General features: G+C 58.7%; 4 protein-coding genes. All 4 read left to right on the plus strand.

Annotated elements, in window-relative coordinates:
* Nucleotides 1-27: 27 nt before the first annotated feature.
* The 4 genes from KQP88_RS07560 to KQP88_RS07575 all read left to right on the plus strand — a co-directional run bounded on the left by KQP88_RS07560 (nucleotide 28) and on the right by KQP88_RS07575 (nucleotide 16,461).
* A complete protein-coding gene (locus KQP88_RS07560; RefSeq protein WP_216705268.1) occupies nucleotides 28-585 on the plus strand; it encodes a GNAT family N-acetyltransferase in 558 nt (185 codons plus the stop codon).
* Between the two features lie 167 nt (nucleotides 586-752).
* On the plus strand, nucleotides 753-5,900 hold the full coding sequence (locus KQP88_RS07565; RefSeq protein ID WP_216705269.1) for a dermonecrotic toxin domain-containing protein: 5,148 nt from the start codon (nucleotides 753-755) through the stop codon (nucleotides 5,898-5,900).
* A 155-nt stretch (nucleotides 5,901-6,055) separates the two neighbouring features.
* Complete coding sequence (locus tag KQP88_RS07570; RefSeq protein WP_216705270.1) at nucleotides 6,056-11,164, plus strand: dermonecrotic toxin domain-containing protein; 5,109 nt, start codon at nucleotides 6,056-6,058, stop codon at nucleotides 11,162-11,164.
* Nucleotides 11,165-11,307: 143 nt separating this feature from the next.
* Nucleotides 11,308-16,461: a dermonecrotic toxin domain-containing protein gene (locus KQP88_RS07575; protein WP_216705271.1), complete on the plus strand. Its 5,154-nt coding sequence runs from the start codon at nucleotides 11,308-11,310 to the stop codon at nucleotides 16,459-16,461.
* Nucleotides 16,462-16,470 lie beyond the last annotated feature (9 nt).

A 16,470-nucleotide genomic window follows, 5' to 3' on the forward strand; every position in this document is an offset into this window, starting at 1 on the left:
AACGGTCTGCACCAGCATGGCGGTGAAATGACGCTAGCAAACCCTTCTCTGAGCATTCGTGTTGCAGACGAATGCTTCGAGGATTACATCCTCAACAGCGAATTCACCTTCACGGTCCGTGGCTATGCCCGAGTGGTCGTGGGGGAGAGTGTCGAATCCTGGGTGGTCGACTCCGTAGAGCCTTATCTCAAGAACTATGGCATCGACTCACAGGAGTTCTGTGATTACCGTGATGCCGCCGACAGCACGGTGCTGGTCGCCTGGCTGGGCGAGCAGGCGGTCGGGCATATCGTGCTCAGCACTCACTGGAATGGTTTTGCCCATATCGATGAGCTGGCGGTGGACGAGTCGGCCCGACGTTGCGGGGTCGCCCGGTCTTTGCTGGATGTGGCGCAGTTCTGGAGCCGCCAGCGCAATCTGCCGGGGATCATGCTCGAAACCCAGAACAACAACCTTGCAGCCTGCAAGCTCTATGAGCGCTGTGGGTATGTAGTGAGCGGTTTCGATCAGATGCGCTATCGCGCCATCGATCCGCAAACCCGCGAGACAGCGATTTTCTGGTACCTGATCTTTCCTGAATCATGAGGTAGAAACCCTCAGGGGATTCGGGCCATAACCTGCGCCAGTCTCTGACCGTCGATTGCCATATGTACGGCAGTTGCCCGGCAATCTTTGTTTAGGCTCCTTTTTCACTTTTTCTGCCGCCGGTGTCCTGTGGGCCCGGTGGCGTTTTGTGCAAAAGGAAGTCTGTCGTGCCTACCACTCCCTATTTCCACAGTGAAGCGCTTCACCGGCGCTTCACACAGCATCTGCAGGACGCCTATGACAATGGGCTTGTCGTTGCCGATGAAATGCAAGACCTGCAGCGTCTGGTCGCTGCCGGGCAAACGCCTTCGGCAAGTCAGGCGCGGCCCGCACTTTATCGCCTGATCCTGGAGGACGGTTCGCCCGTGCCTCTCGGGCTCGCCTCGGCTCTTCTGATCGTGCGTCGCCACGGCGACACTGAAACGCTATACCTCGATACTCTGGCTCAAGGTCTCAAGCGTTTCACCGATCACCCACAGCTCGCGGCGTACGTCAAAAAGGTGTTCGCCGTGCGTGCCGATCTGGACCCTGCCTATGAGTCTCAGGTCCTGGAAGAATCGCCGTTCGAGGCGTGCATGTGGCGGATCGTCGATCATCAGGCCCGGAACCTGCGTTGGTTGGCCAATGACCTGCAGCAATTGCCAACGCTGCCCCAGGCGCTGCCGCAGCGGATGGCCTCGAAGCTCACCGCTATCTGGCCCGATGGGCACCCCGATCTTCATGCTCCGCTGGTGCAACTGGTCGAAAGATCTCATGAGCCATCCGGTGAGGTCCGGGATGAGGTTTTACTGGTCACCCACTTCGAGCGACTCATTCTGGACGCTCTGACGGGTGAAGTCCTGCCAGAAAATCAGTGGTTTCGATTTATTGACCTCAATGGTCAGCCGCTGAATTCGCTTGACCTCAATGACTTCAATTTACGTCCTGTAGACTTGACGGGTGATCTGGAGCAATTGCTGGATAACCACTGGACTGCACGTGACCGTCAAGGCGTGAGCCGACGCGAGCGCGTGGCTCAGGTGCTGGCCGATACTTTCAGCCATCTGGTCTTGATGCAGGAACAGGTTCTGGGTGCCGCAGCACCCGCTTTGATCAGGATTGCCGGAGCGGCCCTGTACGAACTGTCGCCGGTGCCCATCAACCGTCTGTCACTGATGGTCGATGGGCAGGGGACGTTCAAGCTGGTCAGCCTGTATCTGATTCAGCTGGAACAGGGAGCCTACGTTCTGTACTCGCCGCGGCGAGGGCTCCGTTACCTGAGCGACTGGAATGCCCTGACCCGTCTGATCGACAGCCCGGAGGGACGCAGCGAGCTTCATGAGTATCTGTCCCTTGATGACCTGCTTGTCGTGGAGGCTGCACAGGGCTGGCAACTGCGTGCATACCCACTGGACAAACCGTTGTTTCTGGATTGTCTTGACGCGATCATCGGGCTGCAGCAGCGCAACATCAACGTCGCTCTGCAGCGCTGCTGCGAAGAAGTGGGCGAGTTGCAGGCCATGTTCGATGATGCGCTGGATATTCGCGCCTTTTTCGATGCCCGTCTGCCTTACATTGGAGCCAAGGGGCGCTGGCTGGCGCAACCGACGAATTTCATGGCCAGCTGGCCTCCATCCTACCGGATTGGCATGCGGACACCGCCGACAACTTATGCCGGTGTATGGATGGAGCAGTTGAGGCTGGCCGACGCGGTGCTGAGCGAGCTCAAGGATCAGCGCCCCTCACTTGAAAGACTGGCCTGTCAGGCCATCAGTCCTTATCTGGCGGCGCTTGGTTATCCAAGGCCTCATGAGGGGTCGAAAATCCTGCTCAGTTGGTCCCGTCAGGGTGTTTCTGCCGGTGTCGGCACCGATGTGCAACCACAGGTACCAGGCATTCAGATCCAGAGTCTGGTCGATCTGTTGCTGGAGCGGGTGAGCGGCCAATCGACCACTGCGATTCCGCCTGATAGTCAGTTGAATCTGCCACGGGAAGTACATGGCGTCGAAGGCGCATCGCTGACCATTCCGTTGCTCGACTATGTCGTGAAGCGTTGCGGTGCCGATCTGGAGGCCATCTGCGCAGGCAGTGTCGACGCATTTTACAACCGTCCCAACCGCACCCCTAAGCGCCAATGGCCGTTAGATCGGGTCATGCATGGCATGCGTGACAACCTGCTGCGTCTGGAGCTGTCTTTCGCACGTCGCCTGAACGTCATCGCGGCACCGTTGCTCGATCAATTGCAGCGGGTGCTGGACTTTCCCCTGAGCAGGGGGCGCTGCAATGGGGCCCAGGCGTATGCCCTGTGGATCGAGATCGGAGGCAGGCGTTTGCCGCTTGGACTCAATACGGCCTGGGTTATTCAGCAGCCGGAGCACCCGGAAAGTGCCCTGTTGTTCTGGTCGGTGTTCAGCGGACTGCAGGAACTCCGCTCCAGAGCGAGTCTTCAGGATATGTTGTCGCAACGGTTGCAGGATCCGGCCTGGCGCGGCAGATGGCTGCTGCTGTTCGCCAGCGAAGACCAGCAATGGCTGGATCAGGCGCTGGCGGCCTCTCAGACGCTGACTCTGTCGCTGGTGTGTGTAGACGGAAACTTTATTCGTCGAATGCAACAGGATGAACAGCATTATCAGGAGCAGGAGCTCTCCAGCGCCTTGCGTCATGGCAAAGAAAGTCGTCTGGCGGCGATACCGTTCAGTCGTTATGTGGATCTGGCCATAAGAGACGAGAGGCTTTATTTCTGGATCGATGTGCTGGCGATTCGCATCCAGAACCAGTTGTTTTCGAGCTCGCTGCCGGACTGGCTTGGCAACGCCTCGCTGGCGGACCTGGAGCGTTATGCCGATGTGCTGGCCGAGTACTTTCATTACAGCGATCCCGCCCAGGACTTCCTGAGCGATATTCCAACGCTACAGTCATATGCCAATCAGCAACTGCTGGAGGCGCTGCAGCGGGATTTTCCCGGTCATGAGCTGGACCCAAAGCAGATTATCGTGACCATGCGCCAGAACATCATTGCCCCGGTACATCCTGGTGAGGTGCCATTGTCCATACCGGCAGCCGTGTTGGAGCGCAGCGAAAACCTGGTGGCCTATTCGCTCAATCATTTTTCCACGACTCAGGGCGGCAGCCTGCTACTGAACGCATCACCCGATACCCCGATGCCAGCAGGTCTGACAGCCGGGTACCTGGCTGAACTGGTGCGTACCCTGGATGTGGGGCTGCGCTACCAGAACCTGTTGATCGAACGCTTCGACTCTCGACGCACCGATTACATAAAGCGGCGTGAGCGTTTCATGCTTCAGGCCCCGGCACGTTTGTTGGCACCGGCACTGGAAATGAAGTTACAAGGTGAAATCAGCCAGGAGGCCTACGATTTCATCGAATGTGTGGTGACCATGCCCGATGGCAAGGCCCGGGCTTCCACGCACGGCCAGAACATCGTGCTGCGCCCTCTGGCCCTGGTGCCGCGCAGGGATATGGCCGCTGACCCTGTTGAAGGCCTGTTCCTGATCGGCCCGCAGGATCCGGCTCAAGGGCCGGTGGTGCTGCATAGCCTGTTCAGCGAGTCGTTCAGCTTCAAGGAATTTCGCAACCTGCGCGATGTGCTGGAGAACATGCGTCTTGAAGGTCCCTTGCAGCAACTGGTGCTTGACCGGGTCGATCCGCTGTTGCGTCAGCGTTATGCCAACGATGGGCTGATCGAGGCGCACATCCCCTGGAGCACCGAAGACATCGTGGACGTGCCGTTCGGCCAGCCAGGCGAGGTCAGTCTGGGTACCCGGATCATCGAGGGCAACGCCTTGCGTCATCTGTTCGAGAGCAGTCTGCAACTGATGCAGATGCTCAGCCGCCAGCAGTCAGTGACGACTGCCCAGGCCGACTGGGCGTCGTTCCTGCATCTGATGACATTGAGTGCCGAGCAGATTCTGGTATTTGCGCCCGGCAAGCTGGGTTTTCTGATTGCGCTGTGGCAGAGCCAGTCGCTGTTGCGCGCCTCGGTCGGCTCGGTGTCCGAGCAGCGTTGGGGACGGGCCTTGTCGGAGTTTTCGGCGGCTCTGGCCATGCTGGTTATCTCTCGGACCCAGGAGGAGCATGAGGTGTCGCGTGACCGGCCGATCAGCCGCGTGTTGGTGTTTTCCTGGGCCGGTTCGTCCCTGACCCCAGAGCTGGCGGAGCGACTGAGAGAGTTCGAAAGGTATGACGTCGAACTGGCGAGTCTGCAATACGATAGCCTGTACAACCTTTATCGGGACCCGGTCACTCAGGCCAGATACGCTCCCGTGGACGGTAAGGTCTATCAGGTCAGCGAGCAGGGAGGAGACTGGCGTATCCAGGGCAATGGCAAGAACGGACCGAAGTTGAAACTGAGCCAGAGCCAGCGTTGGGAACTGAAACTGGATCTTGGGCTGTTTGGCGGCGCTCCCCCGGTGTTCGCCCGTCGGGAGCGTAACCTGCAACTGGAGATCCAGAGTTATATGGATGTCTTTGCGCAGGGTATGACGGAAATCCGTGCTTATTCCCGCGAGCAGGCCCGGGGGATCAGTATCGCGGTCCATCAGGGGCAGAGGTATCTGCAGACGGTATTGTTCAACCTCCGGGTGCCGTTCGCCCAAGGGTTGGCCGAACCGGTGAAAGTCATACTGAGGGATTTTTTCGGTGTTCAGACAATCGAGCCGGAATTGATCGACGCTGTCAGGCAGCGTGTCATCGAGCTGTTCAATGGCCTGTCGGACCCTTCATTATCAGTCCTGGACTCCAATCGTTTCGTGGTCGGTGCAGCCAAGCCTGGCCATGCTGAACTGGCAGCCTTCGTGTTTCAGAATGATCCGCAGCAACGTGTATTCCTTTGTGACATGTTTTTCTCGCCACCGATCTACAATCTCAAAAGTCCGTTGCCCGACAGTCGGGCTTTCAATGCCAACGATCATTTCCGGGTCATGGCGCTGCTGCATGAGCTGTCGCACTTGTACAACGGTACCGATGACATCGCCTATCTCGATGCCTGTGCCCCCCCTGCGCATCTGCTCGATGACAGCAAGCCGGAGAGTGCCTGGTACAAGCAGGCCCTGCAGAGCAGGCGCACACTCACGTTGTCGCACAGAACCCCGTCTACCGACTTGTTCGCTACCGGAGGCAATGGTAACTGGCGGGATTTCACTCCCAGTGACGGCGACGTTTTCACGAAGATTCTCACCTTGACCGGCCAGTCGAGTCTGGCCAGCGCCCGCTGGTCCTTTCTGATCGACCCTGTTGCCCGACGCCGGGTGATCCTGAGCAATGCCGATTCCATAGCGATGCTGATTTCCTTGCTGGGGCGCGAGCGGTTCCTCTGACAGGGTGAGGTGACGTCAATGTGGCCGCGCCGGAAAGTTACCGGTTGATATATGTACGGTAATTATCGGGCGGCCACTGGTTACGCTTCTTTGCACTTTATCCACCACAGAAGCCTTTGTGGCCTGTGGCATTTTGTGCAAAAGGAAAGTTTGCCATGTCTGTCACCCCTTATTTTCATAGCGAGGCGCTGCGCCAGCGTTTCCAGAGCAACCTGAGAGTCGCTCAGACCGAAAGACGGATCACTGACGAAGAATTCACATACCTGAAGCACCTCTGCGACACGGAACAGGCGACCGTCGAACAGCAAGGATCCGTCGGGCTGTATCGCCCACTCCTGGGTGATGGCTCGCCCGAGCCTCTCGCAATGGTTTCCACGCTGGTGATCGAGCGCTGGGTTGCGAATGTCCGGTTCCTGTACGTCGATACCCTGGCCGAAGGGCTGAGACGCTTTGCCGATCGCGAGCAACTCAGCGATTACGCCAAAGAGGCATTTTCCATTACTGTCGATCAAACCCCCGCCTTCGAACTCCAACGGTTGGAAGGGGAGGTGTTCGAGCAACGCATGTGGCAGGTCATCGGCCATCAGGCGCAGAGCCTGAGATGGTTGGCGGCTAATCTGCAGGAACTGCCGTTACTGAGCCAGGTTCTGGGCAGGCTGTTGCCTTCTAAGCTCGGCAATGTCTGGTCCGATGCAGATCTTGATCTTCATGCTCCGCTGGTTCAGGTCGTGGAGCAAACCGGTGGCAGGCATGCCGCAAACCGCGAAACCTGCATCGGTGTCCAGAGCTACGAGCAACTGGTGCTGAGCATACTGGTCGGCAAGGCTTTACCCTACGGGAAAATTTACCGCTTCATGGGCTCCAAAGGGCAACTGCTGGAGAGTATCGGCATGTCCGACCTCGACCTGCACATGGCAGATCTGGAAGACGACTATGAAGACCTGATCGGGCATTACTGGAACCATGCAGACGCACACGGTCTGACGCGCCGCCACCGGTTCGCGCAGGCACTGGCCGACGCTTTCAGTCACCGGGTCTGGATACTGCAACAGAACGCGACATCCACCAACGCTCTGACACGTATTGTCGCGTCACCGCTGTATAAGGTGTCCCCCGTGCCTGTCAGCCGACTGTCGCTGACCGTCGATGGTCGCGGGCCTTATAAGCTGGCAAGTCTTTATCTGATTCATCTGGAGCAGGGAGCCTATGCGCTTTATTCCCCTCTCAAGGGAGTGCGACTCCTGAAGAGTCGCAAGGCGCTGACCGATCTGGCCAACAGCCCGGCAGGTCGCAAGGAACTGCTCTGTTACCTGTCGCTGAACGACCGGGACGAACTGCCGGTCCCGGGAGCTGGCGCGAGCCTGACAGTGGATGCCTATCCGCTGGACAAGCCTCTGTTCTATGACTGCATCGATGCCATCATCGGCTTGCAGGAGCGCAGTCTGGTCGCAGCACTCAAGCGCCATTGCCGGGATGAAAGCGAACTGAGCGCGATGCTTGACGATGCCCTCGATATACGGGCGCTGGTCGACGGGCGTCTGCCGTATATTGGTGCCGGTGGCCGCTGGCTGAACGAGCCGACGGACTTCATGACTACCTGGCAGTCTGCGTCAGCTCCCCAATCTTCGCCCGGTACGGTCGTCACCCCGGCACAGTCATGGGGGGCGCAATTGATCCGGGCCGAGAATACCCTGCGCGATATCAGTGGTCAGCGCATGCCTGTTGAGGTTTTTGCCAGGCAGGCCTTGAGTCCCTATCTGGCAGCGCTCGGCTATCCCGGTCCTCATGAAGGGCAGAATATCCGGTTGACATGGGGCGATCAGAGTATCTGCCTGACGGACCGGGTGCTCGAAAGCATCAGTGGCTCGCGTCGCACGCCCATCCCTCCAGACTGCAAGGTGCAATTGCCGACCGAGTATCAGGGGGCCGATGGTTTGGGGGCCATGACTACCGAGTTGCTCGAACCTGTCGTGAGCAGGATTGCCACGGCATTGCAGGCTTCTTGCCCGGCCCGTTTCGAGGCGTTCTACAGCTTGCCGTTGCGCATCGACAGGACACAGAAGCAGGTCAGCCAGACATTACGCAGCATCCGCGAGCATCTGCTGCGTCTGGAGCTGAGTGTGGCGCGTCGCAAGAGAGATATCCCATCATCACTGCTTGACCTGCTACAGAATGCCGTGGATCGTCCCCTGAGCTACATGCGTTCAGGATCGGTCGATGTCTATGCCATCAGCATCACATTGAACGGCAAACAGTTTCTTCTGGGAGTGGACGTTGCCTGGGCCCTTCAGCCACCTGACTGGCCGCTGAAGAGCCTGTTGTTCTGGTCGCCGTTCATCGGGCTCAAGTCGATGGATTCCAGAGAACAATTGCAGACCTGGCTGCAGGGACGCCTGTCTGACGCGGAATGGCGCTCCAAGTGGTTGACGATATTTCCCGGCGAAGATCGTCAGTGGGTGGACAAGAGCCTGGCGGCGAGCGCGATTGTGACGGTGCAACTGGAAAGGGTCGACGGGGATTTCCTGCACCGTATGCAGCAGGATGACCAACATGCGCAGGGCAGAGAGTTCGCCGCTGCGTTGCGAGATGCCGGGCAGTATCGTCTGGCTCCCGAGCCTTTCAAGAATAGCGTGAACCTGGCAGATAACAACGGCTGGCTCCTGACCTGGCTGGACTTCATGTCCATCCGTGTCCATAACATGCTGTTTACCAGCTCGATGCCGGGCTGGCTGACCATGGCCCCGCTGTACGATCTGGAGCGCTATACCGAGCTGTTGAAGGAATACTTTCGCAATAACGATCCGGCCACTGATTTCCTGGCCGGTGTGCCGACCTTGCAGCACTTTGCCCGGGAACGTGTTCTGGAAGTGCTGACACGCGATTTTCCTGGCCTGAGCCTGGACCCGGACACCATCACGGTGACCATGACCCACTATGCCGTAGCCCCGGTGGCTCCCGGCGAAATCCCGATCTCCGTTCCGGGTGCCACGATAGTCCAGAGCGAAAATCTGGTGGACTTTTCCCTCAATCACTTTTCTCAGGTTCAGGATGGTGTGCTCAGTATCAGCATGCCGTCTGGAACACCAGTACCGGTTGGGTTGAGCGCCCGATATGTTTCACAGTTGATCCATGACCTGGATGTCGGTCGGCATTACCAGACATTGCTGGCTGAACGTTTTGATCCCGAAAAGCCTGAGTACGTCAGCCGCCGAGAGCGCTTCATGCGCCAGATTCCTCCGCGGTTGCTGGTCACTGCCATGGAGCTGAAATTGCAGGGGAGCATCAGCCAGACAGCTTTCGATTACCTCGAAAGTGTGCTCGACATGCCGGACAACACAGTCCGCGAGCCCGTTCATGGGCGATACATCGTGCTGCGGCCACTGGCCCTGGTGCCGCGTCGTGGCATGACTGCCGACAAGGTAGAGGGTTTTTTCCTGATCGGTCCGAAGGATCAGAGGCAGGGGCCGGTGCTGCTGCATATCCATTTCAGCGAGCAATTCAGTTTCAGAGAGTTTCGCGACCATGACCATCTGCTGGCTGAGTTGCGTGTCAATGGGCCTTTGCAGGAACTGCTGCTGAGCCGGCTTGAACCACGGCTGCGTGACCGCTATGGCAATGGTGGTCTGAACGAGGCGCACATTCCCTTCATGGCCCAAGGTAGCCAATGGATTTTCGAAACGACGCTGGACAGGCCCGAAAAGGTCAGTCTTGGCACTGCGATCGTCGAAGGTAATGCGTTGCGTCACCTGTTCGAGGCCATTGTGCAACTGTTTGGCAGCCTCAGTCGCAAGCAGTCCGTGACCAGTGCCGAGGCCAGCTGGGCGCAGTTCGTGCGCGGGATGGCTCTGCTTTCCGATGTGGCGCTGCTTTTCGTGCCGGGCAGGCTGGGGGCGCTGATCGCGATGTGGCAAAGCGGCAACCTGATGCGTGAGTCGATTGACGCCGCGAGCGAAATGCAATGGGCGCAGGCGCTGTCCGATTTCACCATGGCGCTGGGTATGATGGTCTCGACCCGGCGAGCCGAGGTCGAGTCGATGCACACCCGGTTCCAGCTTCGGCCGGAAACATTTTCCTGGCGCAATTCAGCCTTGTCTGCTGCGTTGAGGTTGCGCCTGAGCGAGTTCGAAGTACTGGATATCGAACTGTCGTCCCTGCAATACGATGGCTTGTACAACCTCTACAAGGACTCGAAGACTCAGAACTTCTACGCCGCAATTGAAGGCAAGGTTTACAGGGTTCATCAGGTCGAGGGTTCCTGGCGTATCACTACCGATACCGCTCAAGGCCCCAGGATCCGGCTTGACCGTGAACTGAAATGGCAGCTGGATCTGGAGCTGGGGTTGCGCGGTGGCACCCCCATGCCAATCCCGAGCGAGCAGGCGATGCAACAGCGGATCGACATGCTCATCACCGTGCGTGCCGAGGGCATGAAGAACATTCGCCTCTATTCCCGTGAAGAGGCCCACAAGATCAACATGGCCCGCTTCCAGGCACTGAGCTACCTGAAAAACGCCTTGTTCAATGTCAATACACCGACAGTGCACGGCATGGCGAGGCCGGTACAGGACTTGCTGAAAGAGTTCTTCGGCGTGGAGGAGACTACACCGCAGATGGTCGACTACCTCAGGACACGACTCACCAAATTGTACGTCGGCTTGTCGGAGCCCTCATTGGCACCGCTGAGTTCCAGCCGTTTCGTCATTGGTGAGACCAAGAGCGGGCACGAGTCAGTAGCCGCTTTTGTGCTTGTCGGCGATCCGCGCAAGCGTCTCTTTCTCAACGACATGTTTTTCTTTCCACCTGCCTATCCACTCAGGGACGTGCTACCCGATAACCGTGCTTTCAGCCCCAATGATCATTTCCGGGCTTCGACCATGATCCATGAGATATCCCATCAGGTCTGCGATACCGTGGACTTCGCTTATCTGGATTCCGGCGCTCCGCCGGTGAATATGCTCGATGAGCGCTTGCCGGAATGGCATTCGTACAAGACGCAATTGCAGCTCTTGCGCGATAATGCGCTATCGCATCGAACGCCCAAGCCCATGTTGTTCCGCGTCGCCACTCGCCAGGGCTGGCGAGGCTTGCAGCCCGGCGATGGCCGAATGTTTGACAAGATGGTCCGGCTGACCGGCAAACAGACTCTGGAAGAGGCGCGTGAGGCCTTTATCGTCGATCCGGAGGTACGCAGCCGGGTGATCCTCGACAATGCCGACTCGGTCGCCATGCTGGCAAGTCAGTTGGGGCGTGAGCGTTTTTCCTGAGCGGTATCCGGACTCATGCACTGCATCTGGAGCGTTGCCATATGTAGTGCAGTGTCAAGGCATGTGCTGGTTAGGATCCCTTGTACGTTATTTGCCATGGGCGTTTCGATGCCTGTGGCACTTTGTGCAAAAGGAAGCTTGCCATGCCTGCTACACCCTATTTTCAGACCGAGGCGCTGCGTCAGCGTTTTCAACGTAATCTCAGACTCGCCAGGGCCCGGAAGCGGATCACGGACGAAGAGTTTGGCTATCTGCAGTATCTGGCCGACACCGAGCAACCGGGGCATCTGGAGGTTTATCGTCCTATCCTGGAAGACGGCTCGCCCGAACCTCTTGCCATGGTCACTACGTGGGTGATTCAGCGCTGGAACTCAGGCACCTCCGTGGTTTATGTCGATACGCTGGCCGATGGCCTGATGCGTTTTTCCGACCGTCAGCAGCTCACTGCTTACGCGACGCAGGCGTTTTCCGTGACAGCCGACAAGCACCCCGGTTTTCAGCTCCAGTTGGTAGAGGGGGCATTGTTCGAGCAGCGCATGTGGCAGGTCATCGACCATCAGGCGCAGACCTTGCGTTGGCTGGCGGATGACTTGCAGACGCTGCCGTCCCTCGATCATGTTCTGGGTCGGCTGCTGGCATCGAGGCATGCTGACCTCTGGTCCACCGGCGATCTTGATCTTCATGCGCCACGGGTGCAGATCGTGCAGCAGATGGCCGCTGAGCATGGCACCTCTCGGGAAATCCTCGTTCGGACTCAGAGCCTTGAACAGCTGGCCCTGGACGCATTGACTGGCAAGGTTTTACCCGCAGGTCAGCGCTGCCGTTTCATTGGTCGCAGAGGTCAACCGCTGGAGTCGGCAGGGGTGTCGGATTTCAACCTGCGTCTGGCGGATATCAAGGACGAATATGAACGGCAGGTCGCAGATTACTGGAGCAGTCCCGACAGGTACGGCCTGACGCGCCGCCATCGATTCGCGCAGGCGCTGGCCGATGCGTTCAGCCACAGGGTCTGGATGCTGCAACAGTCTGAGCCTTCTTCCACAACCATCCTGGCACGGATTGCTGCGCTACCTCTTTACAAGCATTCGGCCCTACCCATAAGCCGGCTGTCGCTGACCGTCGCAGGGCAGGGGCCGTACAAGCTGGTCAGCCTCTACCTGATTCCACTGGAACAGGGTGCGTATGCGCTCTATTCCCCTCTCAAGGGTGTGCGCCAGCTCAAGAGCCGCCAGGCGTTGGTCGATCTGTTCAACAGCCCGGTAGGCCGTAGCGAATTGCGCCATTACCTGTCGCTGAATGATCAGGCCGAACTGTCGACCCTGGAAACCGCAGTGGGTCTGCAAGTGAATGATTACCGGGTGGACAAACCCCTGTTCTACGACTGCATCGAAGGCATCATCGGTCTGCAGGAACGCAGTCTGGCCGAAGCGCTCAAGCGCCATTGCCGGGATGAGGGCGAGCTGCGTGCAATGCTCGACGATGCTCTGGATGTACGGGCGCTGCTCGATGAGCGTCTGCCGTACATCGGCATCGGTGGCCGCTGGCTGAACGAGCCGACGCACTTTCTGGTGTCCTGGCCGCCCATGTCAGGTGCCAGGTCGGCACCTTCCAGCCCGACTGTCGTCCCGGCTCTGTCGTGGGGAGAGCAACTGAGCCGGATCGAAGATACGCTGCGTGAGATCGGTGACCTGCGGCCGTCCATGGAGATGTTTGTCCGGCAGGCCTTGAGTCCTTACCTGGCAGCGCTCGACTATCCCGTACCTCACGAGGGACAGAACATCCGCCTGATCTGGAGCGAGCAGGGCGTTTGTGAGGGAAGCGATGTGCGAGTGCATTGTGAAAGCCCTCAGACTCATGGCCTGGCGGACCTTGTGATCGAACGCTTCAGTGGTGCGCGCAGCAGGCCTATACCGCCGAACAGCAGGATTCAGCTACCGGCAGAGCATAGGGGAGACGATGGATCGGCAGCGCTTCCTGTCCCCTTGCTCGAAACGATCGTGGATCGGGTGGCCAATGCCCAGCAGGCGTCATGTCTTGCCGGTTTCAAAGCCTTCTACGACCGGCCATTGCGAATTGCCAATACACAGAGGCAGGTCAGCCAGACGTTACGTAACTCTCGCGAGCAGATGTTACGCCTGGAACTGGCGTTGGCACGACGCCATAAGGTTATTGCTGCGTCGCTGCTTGACCTGCTGCAGGCTGTTCTGGACCGCCCTTTGAGCGAGACTCGTCGTGGATCGGCTGATGTCCAGAGGATTACCCTCAGGCTGAGCGGTCGGCGATTTCCCTTGGGGCTCAACGTCGTCGGGGCCTTGCAGATGCCCGGTCAGGCTCGGCAGCGGCTGTTGTTCTGGTCGCCTTTCATGGGGCTTCTGGAGATGGATTCCAGGGCGGAGCTGGAGGCGTGGCTACAGATGCGTCTGGCTGATCCCGAGTGGCGTTCCAAATGGCTGGCGGTATTCCCCGATCAGGATCGCCAATGGGTGGATGAAACCCTCGCAGCCAGGGCGATCATGACGCTGAGCCTGGAGCGGGTCGATGGAGATTTTCTGCATCTGATGCAACAGGATGCCCAGCAAGGGCAGAGCAGCGAATTTGCCACTGCGTTGCACGATGCCCGGCAACACCGGTTGGCCGCCATGTCGTTCAAGGGGGGCGTGGATCTGTCAGGCAACAACGACTGGCTCCTGACCTGGCTCGATTGTCTGTCCATCCGTGTCCAGGGGCTGCTGTTCATGAACTCGATGCCGAACTGGCTCAGGAATGCCTCGCTGGAGGATCTGGAGCGCTACCTTGAATTGGCAAAGAACTATTTTCGTACTCTCGACCCGGCCACGGACTTTCTGGCCGGTGTGCCGCCCATGCAGCTTTTTGCCCGGCCACGGTTGCTGGAGGCACTGCAACGCGATTTTCCCGGATATGCCCTGGACCCGGACAAGATAACGGTGACCATGACCATCTATGACCCCTGGAGCGTCATGGTCGGTACCGGTAATCTGCCGCCGTCCTTTCCAGCGGGGACCCGGGTCTACAGTGAGAGTCTGGTGGACTATTCCCTGAATCACTTTTCCGGGATCCAGGAGGGTGTAAGCAGCGTCGGTCTACCGGCCGGAATGCCGCTCCCGGCAGGGCTGGACGCCCATTACGTAGCCCGACTGGTTCACGAGCTGGATGTCGGTCGGCACTACCGGACATTGCTGTCCGAACGCTTTGATCCCTCAACGCCTGAGTACGCCAGTCGCCGCGAAAGCTTCATGCAGCAGATTCCCTCGCTGCTGATGGTGGCGGCAATCGAACTGAAAATGCAGGGAATCATCAGCCAGAAAGCCTTCGATTACCTAGAGAGCGTGCTCGACATGCCGGATGGCATGGCGCGCGAGCCGCTTGATGGCCAGCAGATCGTGATGCGTCCTCTGACCCTCGTGCCGCGCCAGGGCATGGCCGCCGATGCAGTCGATGGCTTTTACCTGTTCGGCCCGAAGGACCCGGAGCAGGGGCCGTTGCTGCTGCATGTTCAATTCAGCGAGCAGTTCACCTTGAAGGAGTTTCGCGATCGTGACCATCTGCTGGCCGAGTTGCGCACCAAGGGGGCCTTGCAGGACCTGCTGTTGAGCCGTCTCAAGCCCCGGCTGCGCAATCGCTACGACAATGGCGGCCTGAATCAGGCGCATATTGCCCTGCCTCTCCAGGGACCTGACTCGATCTTCGATACGACGCTGGAGAGGCCCGAAAAGGTCAGTCTCGGCACGATGGTCGTCGAGGGGAACGCGATGCGTCATCAGTTCGAAGCCGTTGTGAAAGTGATGCATGGCCTCAGTCGTACCCAGGCTGTGACCAGCGTCGAAGCCGATTGGGCGCATTTCGTACACCTGACCGAACTGTTTTCCAATGCCGTCATGTTCTTCGTGCCTGCGAGGCTGGGAGCGTTGATTGCGATATGGCAGGGCGAGGAACTGCTGACCCGTTCGGTCAGCGCTGTGATGGAGCAGAAATGGTGGGTGGCACTGAGCGATTTCACCATGATGCTGGGGACGCTCGTATCGAACCGACGTGTAGAAGTCCAGCCGATGCGCATGTGGTTTCTGGCCCGTAAATCCAGGTTTCTCTGGCGTAGTTCGGCCTCTCCTGCCGTGCTGCAGCGGCATCTGGGCACGTTCGAAGAGCTTGATGTCGATCTGGCGACCCTCCGGCACGATGCCTTGCGCAACGTTTATGAGGACACCAGAACCCAGCGTCTCTACGCCGCGCTGGAGGGCAAGGTTTATCAGGTGGAGCATGTCGATGGCGTCTGGCGTATCAAGGGCAAGGCCGGTCCAGGACCTGATCTGCGGCTTGACGCCCAACAGAAATGGCAACTGGATCTGGACCCTGGCCTGGGCGGTAGCTTGCGCTCTTCAAATCCGATAGACCGGGAAATCGACGGGGTGATCGAAGAGTTCGTGAGCGTGCGTGCCGACGGCATGAAGAACATCCGGCTGTATTCCCGTGAAGAGGCACGCAAGATCACGATGGCGCGTGTTCATGCGTTGGGCTACCTGAAAAATGCCTTGTTCAACCTCAATGCCCCGACAGTCGAAGGCCTGTCCGAACCGGTGCAGCTCGCGCTGAAATCGTTCTTCGGTGTAGACAAGGCCACGCCGTCGATGATCGACAACGTCAGGCAACGGTTCACCGAGTTATACGATGGCTTGCTGCAGCCTTCACTGGCACCGCTGAGTTCCGGACGTTTCGTCCTGGGCAGGACCCGGAGCGGGCATGAATCCGTGAGCGCTTTTGTGGTGGTTGGCGATCCGCGCAAGCGCATCATTCTCACCGAAGATTTCTTTTCGCCGCCGAGCTATTCCCTCAAGGCGGTTTTGCCCGGTAACCGGGCGTTCAATGCCGACGATCATTACCGGGCATCGATTCTGATTCATGAGATGTCCCACCAGGCTTGCGATGCCGTGGATTTCGCTTATCTCAAGGCCGCTGCACCACCCACCGAGATGATCGATGTCGGCCAGCCGGCATGGAGTTTCTACCACAGGCAATTGCAGGTCGTGCGTGACCGCTCGTTATCACACCTGACGCCCAAGGGGCGGTTGTTTCGTATCCCGAGCGGTAACGTCATGCGCGACTTGCGGCCTCAAGATGGCCGGCTGTTCAGGAAGATGAACAGTCTGACCGGCCAGGCGACCGCGAAAGAAGCGCGAGAGATATTTCTCAGCGACCCGGAGGTGCGCAGCCGGGTGATTCTCAGTAACGCCGACTCGATCACCATGCTGGTGAGTCTGCTGGGACGTGAGCGGTTTTCCTGAGGCCGGTCT

This window comes from Pseudomonas lijiangensis, assembly GCF_018968705.1.
GTDB classification, from domain to species: Bacteria; Pseudomonadota; Gammaproteobacteria; order Pseudomonadales; family Pseudomonadaceae; genus Aquipseudomonas; species Aquipseudomonas lijiangensis.